Consider the following 18952-nt stretch of genomic DNA (forward strand, 5'->3'; position numbering starts at 1 on the left):
ACATGAAGTTTCACAACTTATATAGTTTCTTTAGAGGTGCCGCACTACTTAGTGGTGTGGCCCTTTTTCCTTTATCCTGTACATCACTTACATCCCATAAAGGAAATGAAGTACAGTACTGGCTGACAAAAGGTGATGAAAGCGTAAAATTACAGCAGCAGACTCCGGTTAAATTTGTAAATAATAACAACAGTTTTCAGAATATTGAAATTGATGATTCTCAAAAGTTTCAATATGTTGATGGCTTTGGATATACATTAACAGGAGGAAGTGTTGAGGTAATCAACAGACTGTCATCTGCCAAAAGAAAAGCATTGCTTAACGAACTTTTCGGGAAGGACAAAAATTCAATTTCCATTAGCTATTTAAGATTGAGTATAGGTGCTTCAGATCTTGATGGTGAAGTTTTTTCTTATGATGATCTGCCTGAAGGACAGACTGATCCTTCCCTTTCAAATTTCAGCCTGGCAAAAGATAAAGCATTAATTACTATGTTGAAAGAGATTCTGGCGATCAATCCTTCCATTAAAATCATTGCTGCCCCGTGGTCTGCTCCGGTATGGATGAAAGACAACGGAAAATCAAAAGGAGGAAGTCTGAAACCTGAATTCTATGGAACATATGCGCAATATTTTGTAAAATACATCCGGGGAATGAAAAAAGAAGGTATCACCATTGATGCTGTAACGCCTCAGAATGAACCACTTCATCCGGGAAATAATCCTAGTCTGTATATGCCATCTGAGCAGCAGGGGAATTTTATCAAAAATCATCTGGGTCCGGCTTTTAAAACCAATGGAATTACCACTAAAATTGTGGTGTATGATCATAACTGCAACAAACCTGAATATGCCATTGATATTTTAAAAGATGCCGAAGCAAATAAATATATAGATGGATCTGCTTTTCATTTGTACGAAGGAGATATTTCTGCTCTAAGTACCGTACATAATGCTTTTCCAGACAAAAATCTATACTTTACCGAACAATGGACAGGCTCAAAAGGAACCTTTACTGAAGACCTGAACTGGCATTCGAAAAATGTAATCATTGGCTCGATGAGAAACTGGAGCAAAATAGCGCTGGAATGGAACCTTGCCAACGATCCGAAATTTGCTCCCCATACAGAAGGTGGATGCACGGAATGTAAAGGAGCAATTACTGTTTCTGACAGTGAAAATTTTACAAGAAATGTTGCCTATTATATTATAGCCCACGCTTCAAAATTTGTTCCTGCCGGATCTCAGCGTATCACTTCTACACAGACTGATAAATTGTCCACTGTTGCTTTTAAGACTCAATTTGGGAAAATAGTGTTAATTGTGCAGAACGATAATGAAGCAGATGAAAATTTTAATATTAAATTTGCCGGTAAAACCGCTGCTGTAACAATTTCTGGACGTTCTACAGCAACTTATATTTTTTAATTTGATACTATGAAAAGAGTGTATTTCTTACTGGCATTTTCTGCTTTTGGACTCAATGCCTACGGACAAAAGACAACTGATCAGAAAGTAGCAGAGCTGCTGTCTAAAATGACCCTGGAAGAAAAAGTAGGGCAAATGGTTCAGTACAGCGGGTTTGAATACGCTACAGGGCCTCAGCACTCCAATTCAGCTGCTGTTTTGGAAGAAATAAAAAAAGGAAAAGTAGGTTCCATGCTGAACGTTGCAGGATCAGAGGAAACCAGAGCATTTCAGAAACTGGCGATGCAGTCGAGACTGAAAATTCCTTTATTGTTCGGGCAGGATGTTATTCATGGTTATCGTACCACATTCCCTGTGAATCTGGGACAGGCGGCAAGCTGGGATCTTGGGATGATAGAAAAATCAGAAAGAATAGCTGCTACAGAAGCCGCCGCTTACGGTATTCACTGGACGTTTGCTCCAATGGTGGATATCGCAAGAGATCCGAGATGGGGGAGAGTAATGGAAGGTTCCGGAGAAGATACTTACCTGGGAACAAAAATCGGACTGGCCAGAATCAAAGGATTTCAGGGTAGAGGTTTAGGAAGTCTTGATGCAGTGATGGCTTGTGCAAAACACTTTGCAGCCTATGGAGCAGCTGTGGGCGGAAGAGATTATAATTCTGTAGATATGAGCCTCAGACAGCTGAATGAAACGTATCTTCCACCATTTAAAGCGGCAGCAGAAGCAGGTGTTGCTACTTTTATGAATTCCTTCAATGATATTAACGGAATTCCGGCTACTGCTCATAAATATATCCAGAGAAACCTTTTAAAAGGAAAATGGAATTATAAAGGTTTTGTGGTTTCAGACTGGGGTAGTATTGGGGAAATGGTTCCACACGGTTATGCCAAAGATGCCAGCGAAGCGGCAGAAAGAGCTATACAGGGTGGAAGTGATATGGATATGGAAAGCCGTGTTTATATGGCAGAACTGCCAAAACTGGTGAAAGAAGGAAAAGTAGATCCCAAACTGGTAGATGACGCAACGGGACGAATTTTAACAAAGAAATTCGAAATGGGACTTTTCGATGATCCTTACAGATTCAGTAATGAGAAAAGACAAAAAGAACAGACAAATAATCAGGATAACAGAAAATTCGGAAGAGAATTCGGATCAAAAAGTATTGTTCTTCTTAAAAATCAGGGAAATATTCTTCCGCTTTCCAAAACGGTAAAAACAGTGGCTCTGATTGGTCCTTTCGGTAAAGAGACTGTAGCGAACCACGGTTTCTGGTCTATTGCTTTCAAAGACGACAACCAGAGAATCGTTTCACAATTCGATGGAATTAAAAATCAACTGGATAAAAACGCCACTTTATTATATGCTAAAGGCTGTAATGTTGATGATCAAGACAAAAGTCAGTTTGTAGAAGCAATAGAAACGGCAAAAAAATCAGATGTTGTGATTATGACATTGGGAGAAGGTCATGCAATGAGTGGAGAGGCGAAAAGTAGAAGCAGTATCGGATTCACAGGAGTTCAGGAAGATTTACTGAAAGAAATTGCCAAAACAGGTAAGCCAATCATTCTGATGATCAATGCCGGAAGACCTTTGATTTTCAACTGGGCATCAGACAATATTCCTGCAATTATGTATACATGGTGGCTGGGAACAGAAGCCGGAAATTCTATTGCAGATGTTCTGTTTGGTACTGTAAATCCTGGTGGGAAACTCCCAATGAGTTTTCCGAGAACAGAAGGTCAGATTCCTGTGTATTACAATCATTACAATACGGGAAGACCAGCCAAAAATAATATGGACAGAAACTATGTTTCAGCCTATATAGACCTTGATAATGATCCGAAATATCCGTTTGGATATGGCTTAAGCTATACTGATTTTACCTATTCTGATATCGTTTTAAATTCTTCAACCCTTACAGGAAATCAGACTTTGAACATCAGTGTTACTGTTTCCAATACGGGGAAATATGATGGGGAAGAGGTTGTACAGCTTTATATCAGAGATCTTTTTGGAAAAGTAGTAAGACCCGTAAAAGAGCTGAAAGGCTTCCAGAAAGTATTCATCAAAAAAGGAGAAAGCAAAAAAGTAGATTTTAAACTGACTCCTGAAGATCTGAAGTTCTTTGATGATGATTTGAATTTTGACTGGGAAGGTGGAGCGTTTGATATTATGGTGGGAACCAATTCTCAACATGTGCAGACCAAAAGAATTAACTGGACGAAATAAATTCTTCAATAGGAGCGGGTTTTAACCCGCTCATTAAAACGTCAGAAAAATGGCTTTAGCCAAAACTTAAAACCTAATATATATGAATCTCAATGCTAAAAATCTCATCAGAATTTGTGCAGCTGGAGCTTTCTTCCTTTCTGTTCTCAACTGTGCTTCACACAAACCTGATTCCCGCAGGACACTGATTTGGAGTGATGAATTTAATGGTAAGGGACTGCCAGATTCATTACAATGGAATTATGATACCGGAGGAAGCGGTTTTGGAAATGAAGAAGCTCAGTTTTACACCAAAAACAGGCTTGAGAATGCCAGAATGGAAAAAGGAAACCTCATCATTGAGGCTAAAAAAGAAAATTGGGAAAATAATAAATACACTTCTGCAAGGCTTTTAACCAAAGGGAAATTTGCTTTCCAATATGGCACAATTGAAGTCAGGGCAAAACTTCCTAAAGGTCGGGGAACCTGGCCGGCAATCTGGATGATGAGTGAGAACATGAAAAAATGGCCGGATGATGGTGAGCTGGATATCATGGAACATGTGGGTTATAACCAGGGATATATCCATGCTTCTGTGCATACTAAAAAATATAATCATATCCAGGGAACACAAAAGACCGATACCCTGTTTGTAAAAGATGCCAGCGAAAAGTTTCATGTCTATAAAGCAGACTGGACACCGGAAAAGATAGATGTGTATATCGATGACCATAAATTTTTCACCTATGAAAATAAAGAGAAAAATAATGAAGCTTGGCCTTTTGACAGACCATACTTTATCATTTTAAACCTTGCTGTAGGAGGATTCTGGGGTGGAAAAGAAGGCATTGATGATGCTGTTTTTCCACAGAAGTATTATATAGATTATGTAAGAGTCTATCAAAATAAATAATGAAAATGAGGATCAGATAGATCCGGAAACAGAAAAAATCATGAGAAAACTAATTGTAAGTTGTTTTGTAGTGGGCGTTGTTATCAATGTTAATGCTCAGAATTATTGGAATAAAAATGCAGGAAAAACAGCTAAAGTAATCCTTACCAACTCGAAAGCGAATGAGAAGATGGCGGATAAAGGACCCGTCAAATTTGAGCAGTTTGGGCAACCTAAAGAAACGGATGCCTGTATTTTTGTGGCACCCAATTTTAAATATCAGAAACTGATAGGAATTGGAGGTGCTATTACAGATGCTTCAGCAGAGACTTTCTATAAGATGCCAAAAAATAAACAAAAGGAAATTCTTGATGCCTATTTTGGAAAAAACGGATTGGGATATACCGTTGTTCGTACCAATATGAATTCCTGTGACTTTTCCAGTGATTCTTATACCTATGTAGAGGATAATGATACTTCTCTGAAGACTTTTAATGTTGCTCACGATGAGAAATATAAAATTCCAATGATCAAAGAAGCTCAAAAGGCTATAGGAAATAATTTTACGTTTTATTTCTCCCCATGGAGCCCGCCAGCCTGGATGAAATCAAATAAAAGTTTGTATAAAGGGGGAAGATTGGAAAATCAGTACTATCAAACGTGGGCAGATTATTATATCAAATTCATTAAAGAATATGAAAAGAGAGGGATCAATATCTGGGGCTTAACCGTTCAGAACGAGCCTATGGCTACCCAAAGCTGGGAATCTTGCATCTATACCGCTGAAGAAGAAGGTGAATTTCTGAAAAACAATCTCGGACCAACCCTTTGGAAAAACGGATATAAAGATAAAAAAGTAATGATCTGGGATCATAACAGAGATCTTATCTATCAAAGAGCAACCACCACATTAAGTGATCCTGAAACATCAAAATATGCCCACGGTATCGGGTATCACTGGTATGAAACATGGAACAATAAAACCCAGCTTTTTGACAATTTAGCGGAAACCCACAGAGCTTTCCCGGATAAATTCCTTGCCTTTACTGAAGGATGCAAAGAACAATTCAATATGGATAAAATCTACGATGTAAGCCTGGGAGAACTCTACAGCAAAAATATGCTAAATGATTTCAACAAAGGAAATGCATTATGGACCGACTGGAATATTCTGTTGGATGAAACCGGCGGACCTAATCACAAAGGAAATTTCTGCTTTGCCCCGATTATTGCAGACACCAAAACCGGTGAGGTTTTCTATACCTATGAATACTACTATATAGGACATGTCTCAAAATATATCAAACCGAATGCCCAGAGAATCGGAAGTTCTTCCAACAGAGCAGCCCTGACCTCTTCTGCATTTATGAACGAAAACGGACAGCTGGTAACCGTTATTATGAACGACTCAGACAATGATATCGAAACCAATCTATGGATAGAAGGAAAAGCAGCAAAATTGAATGCACCTGCGCATTCTATCCAGACTGTTATTTTATAATTTCATATTAATATTATTTTTGACGAATCCGGCGGCCTCTTCGAGGCCGCCGGATTTATTTGTGAATGATGTAAAAACAGAAAAACCCATGAAATCATTTCATGGGTTTTATGTATTGTAAACGAAACTGTAGCTCGTTATTTTTTAGATGAATTATTCAGCATCATACTTGCTGATTACTTTCTGAGTAACCCCTGAGCTGCTGAAACCTCCATCATGGAAAAGATTCTGCATCGTTACTTTCTTCGTAAGATCAGAGAATAATGTTACACAGTAGTCTGCACATTCAAGAGCCGTAGCATTTCCTAGTGGAGACATATCTTCTGCATAGCCAAGGAATCCTCCGAAACCTTTCACACCGCTACCGGCAGTTGTCATTGTAGGAGACTGAGAAACGGTATTAACACGTACTTTTCTTTCACCCCAATAGTTTCCGAAAGTTCTTGCAATACTTTCCAGATAAGCTTTATTATCAGACATATCATTATAATCCGGGAATGTTCTTTGAGCAGCAATATAAGTAAGTGCCAAAATACTTCCCCATTCATTCATACAGTCTTTTTCCCAAGCCACACGCATTACTTTATGGAAAGAAACAGCGGAAATATCCCAGCCTTTTTCCAACCAGTCGTAGTTCATTTCTGTATAATGTTTTCCTTTTCTTACGTTGATAGACATTCCGATAGAGTGAAGGATAAAGTCGATTTTTCCAAATTTTGCAACAGCGGCATCAAAAAGTTTTTCAAGATCCTCTATAGAAGTTGCATCAGCACCTATTACTTCAGAACCTGTTTTTTCTGCTAAACCATTAAGTTCCCCCATTCTCAAAGCAATAGGAGCATTGGATAAGATAAATTCAGCACCTTCTTCATGACATCTTTCAGCAACTTTCCATGCGATAGATTGTTCATTAAGGGCTCCAAAAATAATTCCCTTTTTGCCTTTAAGTAAACCGTATGACATAATTTTTTAATGTTTATTATAATACAAATGTAACAATAATTGTGCTTATGGCATAATAAAAAATGGAGCCTTATCAATTTAAGACTCCATTTTATTGAAAATATTTATATGACTGAAATACTAATTGGTTTTCTTATTCCATTCTGCCTTTACATCCTCTGCCGCATCTTTGGTTTTTTCCCATGCTTCATCTGCTTTATCTTTGATATCCTCCCAAGCATCGGATACATTAGCTTTTACCCTGTCAAGCCAGTCTTCCTGGCTGGCTTCCTGATCATTATCCCTTTTCTCATTAATATAATCTTTAGCCTTGTCTGCCAATTCATTGATTTTCCATTTGGCTTTGTCCGTTGCATTTTGTAAAGAATTTTCTACATTGTTTACTGCATTTTCCGCTTTGTTGTACTCTGAATTGTTCATAATAGTATAAATTTTAGTTTGGTATCAGTAATTAAACAATAACCATTCCTAAAAATGAACCTCTCTGTTAAATTTTTCATAATCTTTTGTTATATTTTTCAAAATCAGTAGTAACTTTAACTAGAAAAAAATGATAACTATGGAAAAAATACGTTGTGGCTGGTGCGAAAAAGATGATCTCTACCGAAAGTATCATGATGAAGAGTGGGGAAGACCTGTTTACGATGACAAGACCCTATTTGAGTTTCTGATTCTGGAGAGTTTTCAGGCCGGGCTGAGCTGGTATACTATTTTATCCAAAAGAGAAAACTTCAGAAAAGCTTTTGATCATTTTGATTATAAAAAAGTAGCAGCGTATTCGGATGAAAAGATTGAAGAATTGATGAATAATTCCGGAATTATCAGAAACAGGCTCAAAATTCTTTCGGCAGTCACCAATGCTCAGAAATTCATGGAAGTTCAGCAGGAGTTCGGAAGTTTCTCCAAATATATCTGGGGCTTTATAGATGGAAAACCCATTGACAACAGTCCCGAAACATTATCTGTTGTTCCTGCCACTACAGAAATTTCTGATCTTATATCCAAAGAACTTAAAAAAAGAGGTTTTAAATTCGTTGGTTCTACAGTAATTTATGCCCATATGCAAGCCACCGGAATGATCAATGATCACTTAAAAAACTGCTTTACCAGAAAAATTTAATTTGGTTTTATTCAAAATTTAGTGAAGTTTATTGTTAATTATGTAATTTAAAAAGTTAAGCATAAAAGGGGAGATGTTTGCAAATGCTAATGAGTACTTAGTTTAATAACTGATTGATATTTAAACATTTTTCATTACTTTGTGAGTAAATTTAATTTTAATCACTATGTTGTGTTTTTAATTATGATATTTTCAGTATAATTGTTATTTTGTTGAAAATTTGTATATTTGCAACTGCAAAAAATGCAAGTAATGCAAAAAGACTATAAACCTCAATATACACTTCTCTTATTCTTTATAAGTATTTTCACATTTGCTCAGGTTGGGATTGGTTTACCGAATCCGGACCCTTCTGCGATGCTTCATATTAACGCAAATAATAAAGGAGTACTTCTTCCAAGTATTGCGCTTACCACTACAACAGACAATATTACAGTACCTTCTCCGGCAGACGGACTTATTGTTTGGAATAATGGAAACTCCACTCTGAAAGAAATTGGATTCTATTACTGGTTCGAATCAAAATGGAACAAAATTTTGGCAAATGGAGGTGATCCCACTAAAATTGAGAATGGAACAAGCTGGAATCTTACAGGGACCAATGTGGGAAATTATGGAGGAGCAAATACAACCCTGGCTTTGGGAACAAAAACATATGATGATCTGATTTTTAAAGTAAATGCCTTAACAGCCGGAAAACTGGGAGTTGATAATTCTGTAAGCTTTGGAATAGGATCAAATGCCGGGCAGAATGGGATTGCTTTGGGAAGTGCAAGCTCTGCATTTATGGGAATAGCTATTGGAAGCGCAACAGTTGTTTCCGGGAATGAAGCTTTAGCGGTAGGAAACAAAACTACAGCAGCAGGATTCAGATCTACAGCCATAGGATTTCATGCCCAGACCAGCAGTAATGAATCTGTAGCTATAGGAAATAACTCCTCAGCGGACGGATTTCAGTCCATAGCATTAGGATACAATGCAAAAACAAATACAAATAGTGAAACTGCTTTAGGATATAATGCGGTAACAAATAGCCAAAACTCAACGGCTCTAGGCTCGGAAGCCAATGCGTTGGGACAATATTCCACAGCAGTAGGATATGGAGCGGTTACTTCGCAGGCCAATGCTGTTATTCTTGGAAATAATAATGCAAATGTAGGTATTGGTACTGGTACTCCGAATGTCTCAGCGAAACTGGATGTAAGCGGACAGTTTAAATTGGGAGAGAAGGGCAGTGTGCAGAAAAATCAGATCAGTTTTGAAGCATGGCCGGGAATCTCCATCAATAATTTGCCTCCGGGAAAATCGACAACAATCGATATTCCTGTTCCGGCAGAATATCAACCCGGTTCTACCAGAGCTGTGGTGGTGGTTTCTCCGGCAGGAGACTTTCCGGGAAATTCCTCATTTTCCATCTCGAATCCTAGGATGACTTCTGCTTCCAGTATTACAATTAATCTCACTAATATTTCGGGAACTGCCAACAGCTTGTACTCCGGACATTTTTATGTGATGATCAATGAGTTTTAAATAATAGGTTTTTTATTATAGTTGATATGGTGTAAAGGACTTCCGGACTGGAAGTCCTTTTTTATATAGCATCCATTTTAACTAGACTTACGGGACTGAAGTTCTTTACGTGCATTTTGCCAGCTTTTCCTGATAATAAGATAGAGTGGGAAAAAAGCCAGTGGAAGCGGGGTTATACCATTGAAACCTTTCTTAATTGTCACATAGATGCAGGCTAGTACCAACATCCCCATAATAATACAAAATGCAATATGAGCAGCGGAACGTTTTTTTTCTTCTTTTGTAAGTTCTTCAATAGAGAGTTCCGAAAGCTTATGGTCTTCAGGTTGATTATCGTTTTTCATGTTCACGGTTAGTTTATTGTTTTTTAGTTGAGCTAAAATAATAAAATAACCACAACCTGAATCTGATCGGTATTTCATTTTTGCCCATTCATTAAAAAATAAATATTTTAAACAAAAATATTGTGCACAAAATAAATGGGCTATATTTGTTCCTAAAAAAACGATGATCCCTTTATCAGAACATTTATGCTTTAAAACATATGCTGTTTCCAGATATATTACAGGTTTATATAAGCCTTATCTGGATGAAATTTCATTAACGTATCCTCAGTATCTTGTGATGACAGTTTTATGGGAGCATGGCGGAATGAAGATCGGAAAGATCGGTGAACATCTTCATCTGGATAACGGAACATTAACGCCGTTATTGAAACGTATGGAAAAAAACGGATTGATCATCCGAACCCGCAGCACAGAAGATGAAAGAGTTGTATTGATTAATCTTACCGAAAATGGAACAAAGCTTAAAGAAAAAGCGAAACATATTCCCAAAGCTGTTCAGCAGTGCATGAATCTGAGTGAGGATGTAAAGACCCAGCTAATGGCTTCTTTAGACAATATATTAACAATACAATCTGTTTCTGGCATATGAAGAAAATAAGAATTATAGGCTGTGGCTGGTTGGGAGAAAGAATAGCCTCTTCCTTATCCGGAAAATACGACATAGCAGCAACGACTACAACGGAAAATAAAGTAAAGGATCTCAACAGTAAAGGAATTCATGCTGTACTTGCTTCTTTCCCGGATTATCAGCTGGCTGAACCCTATAATGAATGGTCTGAGATTAAGAATGCTGATGTTTTAATTATTACCATTCCTGTCAATGAAAAAAGCTGTTGTGTAAGTTCTTTGTATAATAGAATTCAGAATTTATCAACATTTATAGGGGATTTTAAAGGACAGATGTTCCTGATGAGTTCCACAGGGGTTTATCCCGATCTTCCCAAAGAATTTACAGAAGAAGATATTCCTTTGGAAAAAGTATCAGGGGAAAGAATGCTGAGAAATAGATATCCGCAGCTTAATATTCTGAGGCTTGGAGGCCTGATGGGAGACAACAGACTTTTAAAAAACTATAATGTAGGAAATCTTGATCATGCAGTGAATCATATTCATTATGCTGATATCAGTGCCATCATCACACAAATGATTGAAAAGAAAACTGGAGCTAAACTTTATAATGTTACTGCCCCGATTCATCCTGCAAAAAGCCAGGTGATTAATGCACAGAAAAATATACCTGATGAGGAAGTTTTCGAAGTAAAAGGTAAGAAGGTCTTGTCTTCAAAACTGGTTTCAGAGCTGGATTATGTATTTCAGTATCCGGATCCGAGAACGTTTCATTTGTAATTATTGACCATCGGTTTTAACCCATTTTTGCTTACGAAATTTCTTTCAACACCTTTGTCATTCCGTAGGAATCTCTACGTTATTTTTAAACTTTTGTATTTAGATTCCTATGGAATGACAAGGTGAGTGATGAGCTGCATTCATGGTGGAAAGAACAAAATTCTACAGTACAAATTCAATTGGAACGACTTATAATCCAGAGCGTAGACGAAGGAAGCTCGTTTTCAAAATAAATCAAATTCCATAGGCTTTAGCCAAAACCTATAAAAAAACTCCGGAAAAAGTTTCCGGAGTTTTTTATTTTATCATAAACAAAATTGATTATTTGATAATTCTTTCCAATACCCATTCAATAAGGTTTTTCTCAGAAGCATGGTGGTCTGCAGAGAATTCTCCACGTCTTCTGTTGGCAATAACGTTATTTACGGTAATGGCTTTATGTCCTAATAATTTTGAAAGAGCATAGATTGCTGATGTTTCCATCTCAAAATTGGTGATTCCAAGATCATTTAATGTTTCCAGGAATTGATCATCTACTGCTTTTAAACGAAGCTGTCTTCCCTGTGGCGCATAGAATCCCGGGAAAGTTGCAGTATTTCCATGGTATTTGGCATCTTTGTAATAGTCACCCATTTCTGCTGCCCAGTCTGAGAAATAAAGCATAGGCTTGATTTTTTCGTAAGGGAATTTTTCTAAAAAGCTTTTAGAAAACTCATTTTCGAAGTTGTAGTCCTGATAGAAATGCATCAGACCGTCTAAACCTACTACATTCTGGGTAACCAGCATATTGTCAACCTGAACATCCGGGTTTACACTTCCACAAGTTCCCATACGGAATAGTTCAAGAGCCTTATGCTCAGTTTTAAATTCTTTATTTTTAAGATCGATGTTTACCAGGGCATCCAGTTCGTTCATTACGATATCGATGTTTTCTGTTCCGATACCGGTAGACATTACTGTGATTCTTTCCCCGCGAATCGTTCCTGTATGCGTATAGAATTCTCTTTTATTTTTTTTGATCTCTACGGTATCAAAGTATTTTGAAACTTTTGCCACTCTGTCAGGATCACCCACAAGGATGATTTTGTCAGCAATGTCTTCGGGTAAAAGATTCAGATGATATACACTTCCGTCTTCATTCAGAACAAGTTCTGAGGCTGCAAGTTTGTTTAGCATAATAGGTATATATTTTTTTTAAGTTTTTTAATTAATCATAATAGCTTCTTTATAAGGAGAAGCCATAACCTCGTAGATATCATTGTATTCTTCTACAATCCTTTTCTGGCCGTTCATTACCTCGTATACGGTAACAACAGTTTTTTCAATGTTTTTAGGATCTTTCCTCTGGGAAGTGATTTCGTAGAAGTGATCATCTTTTTTAAGAATAGAAATCAGTTCTTCCTTCGTTGAATTGTTGGAAGTCATCATTCCCGGGAATTCCATCACAATATCCTTCAGATCAGTATAATCTTTATAACGCTTGGTAACTCCGTTGGAATACAGATAAACATTAGGTATATTTTTATCCTTTTCCAGACGGATCAAATAATAATCAGAACCTCTTTTCTCGGCATATACAGCCATCTCCTGCTGCTTTCCGGATTGTTTTTCCGGTTGCTTTTTTTTCTGTGAAAATGCAGTAAGCGAAAGGAAACTTGCTGCAACAGCAAACCATAGTTTTGTTTTCATACTCCTATTTTAGTTTTTTTGATGTGTTGAATTTAGTTTAAAAAATCCTCTCCCAATAATCTTCCGCCATTATTTTTTCCGGTATTTCGAAGAACCGCTTTATTTTAGAATAATGAATTGATTTCGGGGTTTAAAATTAGTGAAAAATATAATAGCAGAAATATAAACATTATTTAATCTGCTATTAAAACTGAGATAACATCAGATTAATAGTTTTGCCGCTAAAAATTCATGAGATCTTATCCACTGCTTGTAATCGTCCTTCTGATAGGATTTGCAGTAATGTCTTTTAATCCTGTTTATAAAGGAAAAGAAAGCGAAAATACATTTGTTAATAAAGGGTTGTCCGACTTTAAAACCAAACTTGAGCAGCTGAAATCAGACGCCGATAAGTTCTCCGAAGACCGTATTTCCCTCGCCGAATTACAGAAATCACTAAGCAGTACAAGAAACTCATTTAAGGAAATAGAATTCTATGTTGCCTACCATTATCCTGAATTTACGAAAACCCATTTGAATGCAGCTCCTTTATTTCATATTGAAGCTGCAGGGACATCATCATACACTCTTCCGCCTGAAGGATTACAGGTGTTGGATGAACTTATATTTTCTGACGAAGCAGGAAATGAAAAGGAAAAGATTAAAACGATTACTACTTTTTTGTATAACAGTTATGCCGGGTTTTATTTAAGTGCATTAAAAAATGGACTGAGTAAAGGGAATAATAAGACCTTACCGTTACGTATAGAACTGATCAGGATCTATTCACTTGGTGTATCAGGTTTTGATACACCGGGTTCACTGAATATTTCCGAAGAAACAAGCCATGCTCTTTCCGGAATGCAGAAATACATCAATGATGATCTTTATTTTAAAAATTATAATACGCAGAAGGCTGACCAGATTTTAACAGAAGCAATTCATTACCTTTCAAAAAATACAGATTTTGAAACTTTCGACAGGATCGAGTTTTATAAAAAATATGTACAGCCTTTGTATGAAGAGTTGGGGAAATGGGATGGAAGACCTGATGATCTTAAAGAATTTTCAGGCTGGAATGTGGGAAACAAAAACTTTTTCAGCAGTGATTTTTTAGATCCTTACTTTTATACCTTACTAAAATCCTCAGAAGATAATCCGGAACTCCGCAATCTTGGAAAATCTATTTTCTATGATCAGAACTTAAGTGGAAACGGAAAAATGAGTTGTGCGACTTGCCACCTTCAGGAAAATGCCTTTACAGACCTTACCACCAAATCGCAAAGCAATGTGGAAGGAAAAACGGTTCTGAGAAACTCTCCGTCTTTATATAATGCTGTTTTTGCCAAAAGGTTTTTCTACGATCTTCGTGCTTTTTACCTTGAACAGCAGGCAGAACACGTCATTTATAATGAACAGGAATTCAATACGAGCTATGAAAATATTATTCAGAAACTAAAAACAAAACCTGAATATAAAAAGGCTTTTCGTGCAGCTTTCAAAGATGGAAAGATCAGTAAAGAGAATTTTTCAAAAGCATTAAGTTCTTATGTAGCTTCATTATATTCATTTGACAGTGATTTTGACCGTTTCATGAGGAATGAAAAGAATGTTTCTGATGATGTGAAAAAAGGATTCAATCTGTTTATGGGAAAAGCCAATTGTGCAACCTGTCATTTTGCCCCTCATTTTTCAGGATTGGTACCTCCGTTTTTTAATGAAAATGAATCTGAAGTATTGGGAATACCAACCCGACCGATCAAACAGCTTCCTGTAGAGCTTGACCAGGATTTAGGAAGAGGAAACAGTCCGGTAAAAAAAGAAAAATCATGGATTTATGATTACTCTTTCAAAACAGTAACCGTGAGAAATATTGCTCTTACTAAACCTTATTTTCACAATGGAGCTTTCAACACATTAGAAGAAGTCCTTGATTTTTATAACGAAGGTGGTGGAGAAGGGTTAGGATTAAAAATGAAAAACCAAACCCTTGCACCAGATAAATTAAACCTTACCGAAACAGAAATAAAACAGATCATAGCCTTCCTGAATGCACTTACAGATGTGAGTAAAGCGAAGTAGGTGGAGTTGGAGAGTTTTAGTGTGGGAGGGTTTTAGAGTGAGAGGGTAGAGATTCGGGTTTCGAGTTAAGGGCAAGTGTGATTCGAGCTTTATGATGGATAGTTGGAGGTGGATTATTTCTATTCATACATATGATTGTAAAATTTTTTTTATCCTATACTTTCTGTGCGAATCCCAAACCTCGCACCTCTTACCTTTTACTCTAAAAACCCTTCAACACTTCCATACTCAAACTCTCCAACCCTTGAGCCCCCGCATCATTTAACAAAAAATTAATCCCCTTAACATTAGGTTTTTGATAAGTTAATATTTAGCGATTTAGATTTAAAATCCTATTAACAGAGAAAAAGCGCTAAAAAAATAGTTTTGCAAGGTCTAATAAATCAAATAAAAAATGAAGAAAAAACTACTAACAGTGGGAGCTTTGGCTATACTGGCCAGTTCTGGTATTCAGGCGCAGACTCTGATATTCAATAAGAATGCATCTTGGAGTTATAAGGATAATAATCAGGCGCAGCCAGCTGGTTGGAATGCACAGACCTATGATATTTCTGGATGGTCCGTTGGAAATGGTCCGTTAGGGTATGGGGATCCTGTAACAACGACGATCAATTCAGGGCTTACTACCGCTTATTTTGCTAAGGATTTTACGGTAGATCTTTCAACACTTTCCGATACTATGGAACTTGGAGTAATGAGAGATGACGGTATCATTGTATACCTTAACGGAGAAGAAGTGGTAAGAGATAATATGCCTGCGGGTGCTGTAACATTCAATACTTTCTCTAGTACTACTATTGATGGGGCAGCAGAGAGCGTTTATAATATTTTCTCTATTCCAAAGTCAAAATTTGTAAACGGGGTCAACAGATTTTCTATTGAGCTGCATAACAGAAGTACAACCAGTTCAGATTTAAGAATTGATGCTTACCTGAAAACAACAACCAATACAACAACTCCCGTAACTTGTAACGGAACACATATCAGCTGTTTTACTTCAATTGTTCCTACAGCACAGACCAATAAACTGATCATTCCTGCTGAACACAAATACCAGCTTATTCTAAAAGAAGGAGACAGCTATACCGAAGGAGGCGGACTGGTAGGAGGTCAGAATGACTTTACAGCTTATGTTCCCAAAACAGGAAGCAGTACCAATGGATATCTTTCTGTAAACCATGAAACCAATCCTGGAGGAGTTACCATGGCAGAGATTAACTATAACGCGACTTCAAAACTTTGGCAGCTGACAAAATCAAGAGCGGTAAGTTTCTCAGATCCAAGTTTAGTACAGACCATCAGAAACTGTTCAGGAGGAATTACTCCATGGGGAACTGTAGTGACGGCAGAAGAATCGGTTACGTCCAATGATGTGAACAATGATGGTTATAAAGATTATGGTTGGTTAGTGGAGATTGATCCTGCAACAGCACAGGTTATTTCTAAAAATGCTAATGGTACCAAAGGGAAACTGTGGCAGATGGGAATCATGAACCACGAAAACGTAGTAATCAATAATGCAGGAACTATAGCGTATTATGGAGAAGACGGAGGAACTCACATGGTATACAAATATGTAATGGATACTCCAAATGATCTTTCTTCAGGAAACCTTTATGTGTTAAAATTAGATCAGGGATTAACAACTGCAGGAGATCCGGTAGGAACTACAGCGACATGGATTCAGGTTCCGAACAAAACACAAGCAGATCAGAATAATACCAATAATAATGCTCTGACTGTGGGAGGTACAAAATTCAATGGAGTTGAAGATGTTGATATCAGCCCTCTGGATGGCAGAATCTATTTTACTGCAAAAGGATTAGACAGAGTATACCGTTTACAGGATAACGGAACTACCGCTTCTCAGGTGGAAACATTTGTAGGAGGAGGTTCTTCTGTATATTCTTTCAATACTGCTCAGGGAATGAAATCTGAAGCCTGGGGAGACGGAAATGACAACCTTACTTTTGATGAGCTTGGAAACCTTTGGGTACTTCAGGATGGTGGTAAAAACTATATCTGGGTAATTGCTCCGGATCATACACCGGCAAACCCTAAAGTAAGACTATTTGCTTCCATGCCGGCAGGTTCAGAGCCTACAGGACTTACATTTACTCCTGATCACAAATTCGGTTTCTTCTCTATTCAGCATCCGGATTCAACCATTTCTACAGATGTAGATGCAACAGGGAATACAATTGATTATAAAGGAAAATCAGCAACAATTGTAATTGCCCTTAAAAACAACCTGGGAATTGAAGGAACTTTAGGAACTATTGATAGTAAAATTGAAGAAAATACAGTAACAGTAGCTCCAAACCCAACTTCAGGAATCGTGAAAATCAATTCTGCAAAAGGATTGAAAGATATTTCTGTAACAGCTTACAGCATGGACGGAAAAATCGTTTATACAAAGAAGTTCAACGGGACCAACAAAGTATTGGATCTTGATTTTACGCAACAGTTGGAAGGATCTCGTGTTTTAGTTTTAAATATTGAAGCAGAAGGAGGTTTCCAGAAAACAGTTAAACTTTTAAAGAAATAAATTATTTATAATTCTTGTCTGTCAGTGACTTTTGTTGCTGGCAGACCTTTTATGTTTATGAAAAAGCTAGTCTTATTTATTGCCATACTCTCACTTTCTCAGATCAAAGCTCAGATTGATCCGGTGAAATATCCCACTTTTACCAACATCGAAGAAGCTTTAAACAGTAAAAAAGCAGTGTACAGTATGAGCTTTCGGGAAAAAGGACTTTTTAATATCCCTCCTAAAATCGTGAAGTTGGATTCATTATTCTTTCTGAATATCATGGCTAATAAGCTCGAGAAAATGGATCAGGAACTCTTTGAATTAAAAGGACTGGAAATTTTAAATGTGAATGAAAACAGTATTAAATATATTCCCGATGAGGTAAGCAAGCTTAAGAAACTGACCTCTTTTTCAATGAATCTGAATAGTCTGACAAGCATTAATCCTAATCTTGCACAGCTTCAGAACCTAAAAGTCGTGCATTTTGATGCCAACAACCTGAATACCTTTCCGGAAGCCCTAATGGAAATTCCGACCCTGGAAGAAATTAATCTGCAGGGAAATCAGATAAGCTTCATTGCAGACAGACTTAAGCAGATCAAAAACCTGAAATTCCTGAACCTTTCAGATAATCAGATTAATGATCTTGGAAATTTGTCTTTTCCGGAAAATTTAAAATATCTTGAACTGCAGCAGAATGCAATTATCAGGCTTCCTGAGAACCTTTTCAAAGCCAGACATCTCGAATTTTTAAATGTCAGTGGAAATAATATCACAGAAATATCACCCAAAGTAAAAGGATTGAAAGATATCGTCAGTATGAATCTGGCGAACAACAATCTGAAAGATATTCCTGAAGAAATCAAACAGCTTAAAAACCTGAAAACGTTGATTCTTACAGGAAATCCTATAGAAAAATCTAAAATTGAAAACTTAAAAACCTTACTGCCGGAAACCCAGATCTATTTCTAGAACTATCCGCCAACACGTTTGGTTTTATATCCCATTTCTTTAAGGATATTCATTATTTTATCACGGTTATCCCCTTGAATGATAATCGTTCCATCCTTCTCAGAGCCGCCTATACCCAAGGTGGTTTTTATTTTCTTTGAGATTTTTTTGAGGTCTTCCTCGCTGCCTTCCCAGCCTTCAACAATCGTTACAGGCTTACCATTTCTTCCTTTTTTCTCAAATTTGCATACCAAAGGCTCTTTCTGCTTGAATTGTTCTTCAGGCATCTCAAAATCCTGCTCTTCATGCTCAGGAAAAAGATTCTTCAATTGATCTCGTAAATCCATACTGCAAAATTAAAAAGATTTACCGATTAATGA

Annotated in this window: 17 protein-coding genes; 11 read left to right on the forward strand and 6 right to left on the reverse strand. The window is 37.1% G+C overall.

Going from position 1 to position 18952, the window contains the following annotated elements; all coding sequences use genetic code 11:
- Positions 1 to 2: 2 nt before the first annotated feature.
- From CQ022_RS01815 to CQ022_RS01830, 4 genes are all read left to right on the forward strand, one after another.
- A complete protein-coding gene (locus CQ022_RS01815; protein ID WP_105682624.1) occupies positions 3 to 1427 on the forward strand; it encodes a glycoside hydrolase family 30 protein in 1425 nt (474 codons plus the stop codon).
- A 9-nt stretch (positions 1428 to 1436) separates the two neighbouring features.
- Complete coding sequence (locus CQ022_RS01820; RefSeq protein WP_105682623.1) at positions 1437 to 3659, forward strand: glycoside hydrolase family 3 N-terminal domain-containing protein; 2223 nt, start codon at positions 1437 to 1439, stop codon at positions 3657 to 3659.
- Between the two features lie 82 nt (positions 3660 to 3741).
- A complete protein-coding gene (locus CQ022_RS01825; RefSeq protein WP_105682622.1) occupies positions 3742 to 4551 on the forward strand; it encodes a family 16 glycosylhydrolase in 810 nt (269 codons plus the stop codon).
- Positions 4552 to 4591: 40 nt separating this feature from the next.
- A complete protein-coding gene (locus CQ022_RS01830; RefSeq protein WP_105682621.1) occupies positions 4592 to 6031 on the forward strand; it encodes a glycoside hydrolase family 30 protein in 1440 nt (479 codons plus the stop codon).
- A 153-nt stretch (positions 6032 to 6184) separates the two neighbouring features.
- Here CQ022_RS01830 and CQ022_RS01835 read toward each other — a convergent pair whose 3' ends face one another.
- Both CQ022_RS01835 and CQ022_RS01840 read right to left on the reverse strand, forming a co-directional pair.
- Positions 6185 to 6994 carry an enoyl-ACP reductase gene (locus CQ022_RS01835; protein WP_034697597.1) on the reverse strand — a complete coding sequence of 270 codons (810 nt, stop codon included), beginning with the start codon at positions 6992 to 6994 and terminating at the stop codon, positions 6185 to 6187.
- Between the two features lie 120 nt (positions 6995 to 7114).
- Positions 7115 to 7414, reverse strand: coding sequence for a hypothetical protein (locus CQ022_RS01840; protein ID WP_047384507.1), 300 nt, complete (start codon positions 7412 to 7414; stop codon positions 7115 to 7117).
- Positions 7415 to 7553: 139 nt separating this feature from the next.
- Between CQ022_RS01840 and CQ022_RS01845 the strand changes: the two genes are divergently transcribed.
- Together CQ022_RS01845 and CQ022_RS01850 are read left to right on the forward strand one after the other, a co-directional pair.
- Positions 7554 to 8114 carry a DNA-3-methyladenine glycosylase I gene (locus CQ022_RS01845; RefSeq protein ID WP_105682799.1) on the forward strand — a complete coding sequence of 187 codons (561 nt, stop codon included), beginning with the start codon at positions 7554 to 7556 and terminating at the stop codon, positions 8112 to 8114.
- Between the two features lie 252 nt (positions 8115 to 8366).
- Positions 8367 to 9644 (forward strand): hypothetical protein, encoded by a 1278-nt coding sequence (locus tag CQ022_RS01850; RefSeq protein WP_165791653.1) that lies wholly within the window; start codon positions 8367 to 8369, stop codon positions 9642 to 9644.
- A 77-nt stretch (positions 9645 to 9721) separates the two neighbouring features.
- Here CQ022_RS01850 and CQ022_RS01855 read toward each other — a convergent pair whose 3' ends face one another.
- Positions 9722 to 9988 carry a hypothetical protein gene (locus CQ022_RS01855; protein ID WP_123864373.1) on the reverse strand — a complete coding sequence of 89 codons (267 nt, stop codon included), beginning with the start codon at positions 9986 to 9988 and terminating at the stop codon, positions 9722 to 9724.
- 163 nt (positions 9989 to 10151) lie between these two features.
- Between CQ022_RS01855 and CQ022_RS01860 the strand changes: the two genes are divergently transcribed.
- Complete coding sequence (locus tag CQ022_RS01860) at positions 10152 to 10580, forward strand: MarR family winged helix-turn-helix transcriptional regulator (protein WP_105682618.1); 429 nt, start codon at positions 10152 to 10154, stop codon at positions 10578 to 10580.
- Positions 10577 to 11338, forward strand: coding sequence for an NAD-binding protein (locus CQ022_RS01865; protein ID WP_105682617.1), 762 nt, complete (start codon positions 10577 to 10579; stop codon positions 11336 to 11338). Before CQ022_RS01860 ends, CQ022_RS01865 begins: the two co-directional genes overlap by 4 nt.
- Positions 11339 to 11659: 321 nt before the next feature.
- Here CQ022_RS01865 and CQ022_RS01870 read toward each other — a convergent pair whose 3' ends face one another.
- The gene (locus CQ022_RS01870) at positions 11660 to 12514 is read right to left on the reverse strand and encodes a nucleoside phosphorylase (RefSeq protein ID WP_105682616.1); all 855 of its coding nucleotides are present in this window, start codon (positions 12512 to 12514) and stop codon (positions 11660 to 11662) included.
- A gap of 27 nt (positions 12515 to 12541) precedes the next feature.
- Positions 12542 to 13027 carry a hypothetical protein gene (locus tag CQ022_RS01875; RefSeq protein WP_105682615.1) on the reverse strand — a complete coding sequence of 162 codons (486 nt, stop codon included), beginning with the start codon at positions 13025 to 13027 and terminating at the stop codon, positions 12542 to 12544.
- 231 nt (positions 13028 to 13258) lie between these two features.
- Here CQ022_RS01875 and CQ022_RS01880 point away from each other — a divergent pair, with 231 nt between their 5' ends.
- The 3 genes from CQ022_RS01880 (at position 13259) to CQ022_RS01890 (ending at position 18593) form a co-directional block, all read left to right on the forward strand.
- Positions 13259 to 15088: a cytochrome-c peroxidase gene (locus CQ022_RS01880; RefSeq protein ID WP_105682614.1), complete on the forward strand. Its 1830-nt coding sequence runs from the start codon at positions 13259 to 13261 to the stop codon at positions 15086 to 15088.
- A gap of 394 nt (positions 15089 to 15482) precedes the next feature.
- Complete coding sequence (locus CQ022_RS01885) at positions 15483 to 17636, forward strand: alkaline phosphatase PhoX (protein ID WP_105682613.1); 2154 nt, start codon at positions 15483 to 15485, stop codon at positions 17634 to 17636.
- A gap of 57 nt (positions 17637 to 17693) precedes the next feature.
- Entirely contained in the window at positions 17694 to 18593 is a 900-nt protein-coding gene (locus tag CQ022_RS01890) for a leucine-rich repeat domain-containing protein (protein WP_105682798.1), read from the forward strand.
- Positions 18594 to 18595: 2 nt separating this feature from the next.
- Here CQ022_RS01890 and CQ022_RS01895 read toward each other — a convergent pair whose 3' ends face one another.
- Positions 18596 to 18919 (reverse strand): translation initiation factor, encoded by a 324-nt coding sequence (locus CQ022_RS01895; protein ID WP_103293686.1) that lies wholly within the window; start codon positions 18917 to 18919, stop codon positions 18596 to 18598.
- Positions 18920 to 18952 lie beyond the last annotated feature (33 nt).

The organism is Chryseobacterium culicis (genome assembly GCF_002979755.1).
Classification (GTDB): Bacteria; Bacteroidota; Bacteroidia; order Flavobacteriales; family Weeksellaceae; genus Chryseobacterium; species Chryseobacterium culicis_A.

Excerpts from the sequence above, each read along its gene's own strand:
- CQ022_RS01815 (WP_105682624.1), top strand. The coding sequence starts at position 3 with ATGAAGTTTCACAACTTATATAGTTTCTTTAGAGGTGCCGCACTACTT.
- CQ022_RS01820 (WP_105682623.1), top strand. The coding sequence starts at position 1,437 with ATGAAAAGAGTGTATTTCTTACTGGCATTTTCTGCTTTTGGACTCAAT.
- CQ022_RS01825 (WP_105682622.1), top strand. The coding sequence starts at position 3,742 with ATGAATCTCAATGCTAAAAATCTCATCAGAATTTGTGCAGCTGGAGCT.
- CQ022_RS01830 (WP_105682621.1), top strand. The coding sequence starts at position 4,592 with ATGAGAAAACTAATTGTAAGTTGTTTTGTAGTGGGCGTTGTTATCAAT.
- CQ022_RS01835 (WP_034697597.1), bottom strand. The coding sequence starts at position 6,994 with ATGTCATACGGTTTACTTAAAGGCAAAAAGGGAATTATTTTTGGAGCC.
- CQ022_RS01840 (WP_047384507.1), bottom strand. The coding sequence starts at position 7,414 with ATGAACAATTCAGAGTACAACAAAGCGGAAAATGCAGTAAACAATGTA.
- CQ022_RS01845 (WP_105682799.1), top strand. The coding sequence starts at position 7,554 with ATGGAAAAAATACGTTGTGGCTGGTGCGAAAAAGATGATCTCTACCGA.
- CQ022_RS01850 (WP_165791653.1), top strand. The coding sequence starts at position 8,367 with ATGCAAAAAGACTATAAACCTCAATATACACTTCTCTTATTCTTTATA.
- CQ022_RS01855 (WP_123864373.1), bottom strand. The coding sequence starts at position 9,988 with ATGAAAAACGATAATCAACCTGAAGACCATAAGCTTTCGGAACTCTCT.
- CQ022_RS01860 (WP_105682618.1), top strand. The coding sequence starts at position 10,152 with ATGATCCCTTTATCAGAACATTTATGCTTTAAAACATATGCTGTTTCC.
- CQ022_RS01865 (WP_105682617.1), top strand. The coding sequence starts at position 10,577 with ATGAAGAAAATAAGAATTATAGGCTGTGGCTGGTTGGGAGAAAGAATA.
- CQ022_RS01870 (WP_105682616.1), bottom strand. The coding sequence starts at position 12,514 with ATGCTAAACAAACTTGCAGCCTCAGAACTTGTTCTGAATGAAGACGGA.
- CQ022_RS01875 (WP_105682615.1), bottom strand. The coding sequence starts at position 13,027 with ATGAAAACAAAACTATGGTTTGCTGTTGCAGCAAGTTTCCTTTCGCTT.
- CQ022_RS01880 (WP_105682614.1), top strand. The coding sequence starts at position 13,259 with ATGAGATCTTATCCACTGCTTGTAATCGTCCTTCTGATAGGATTTGCA.
- CQ022_RS01885 (WP_105682613.1), top strand. The coding sequence starts at position 15,483 with ATGAAGAAAAAACTACTAACAGTGGGAGCTTTGGCTATACTGGCCAGT.
- CQ022_RS01890 (WP_105682798.1), top strand. The coding sequence starts at position 17,694 with ATGAAAAAGCTAGTCTTATTTATTGCCATACTCTCACTTTCTCAGATC.
- CQ022_RS01895 (WP_103293686.1), bottom strand. The coding sequence starts at position 18,919 with ATGGATTTACGAGATCAATTGAAGAATCTTTTTCCTGAGCATGAAGAG.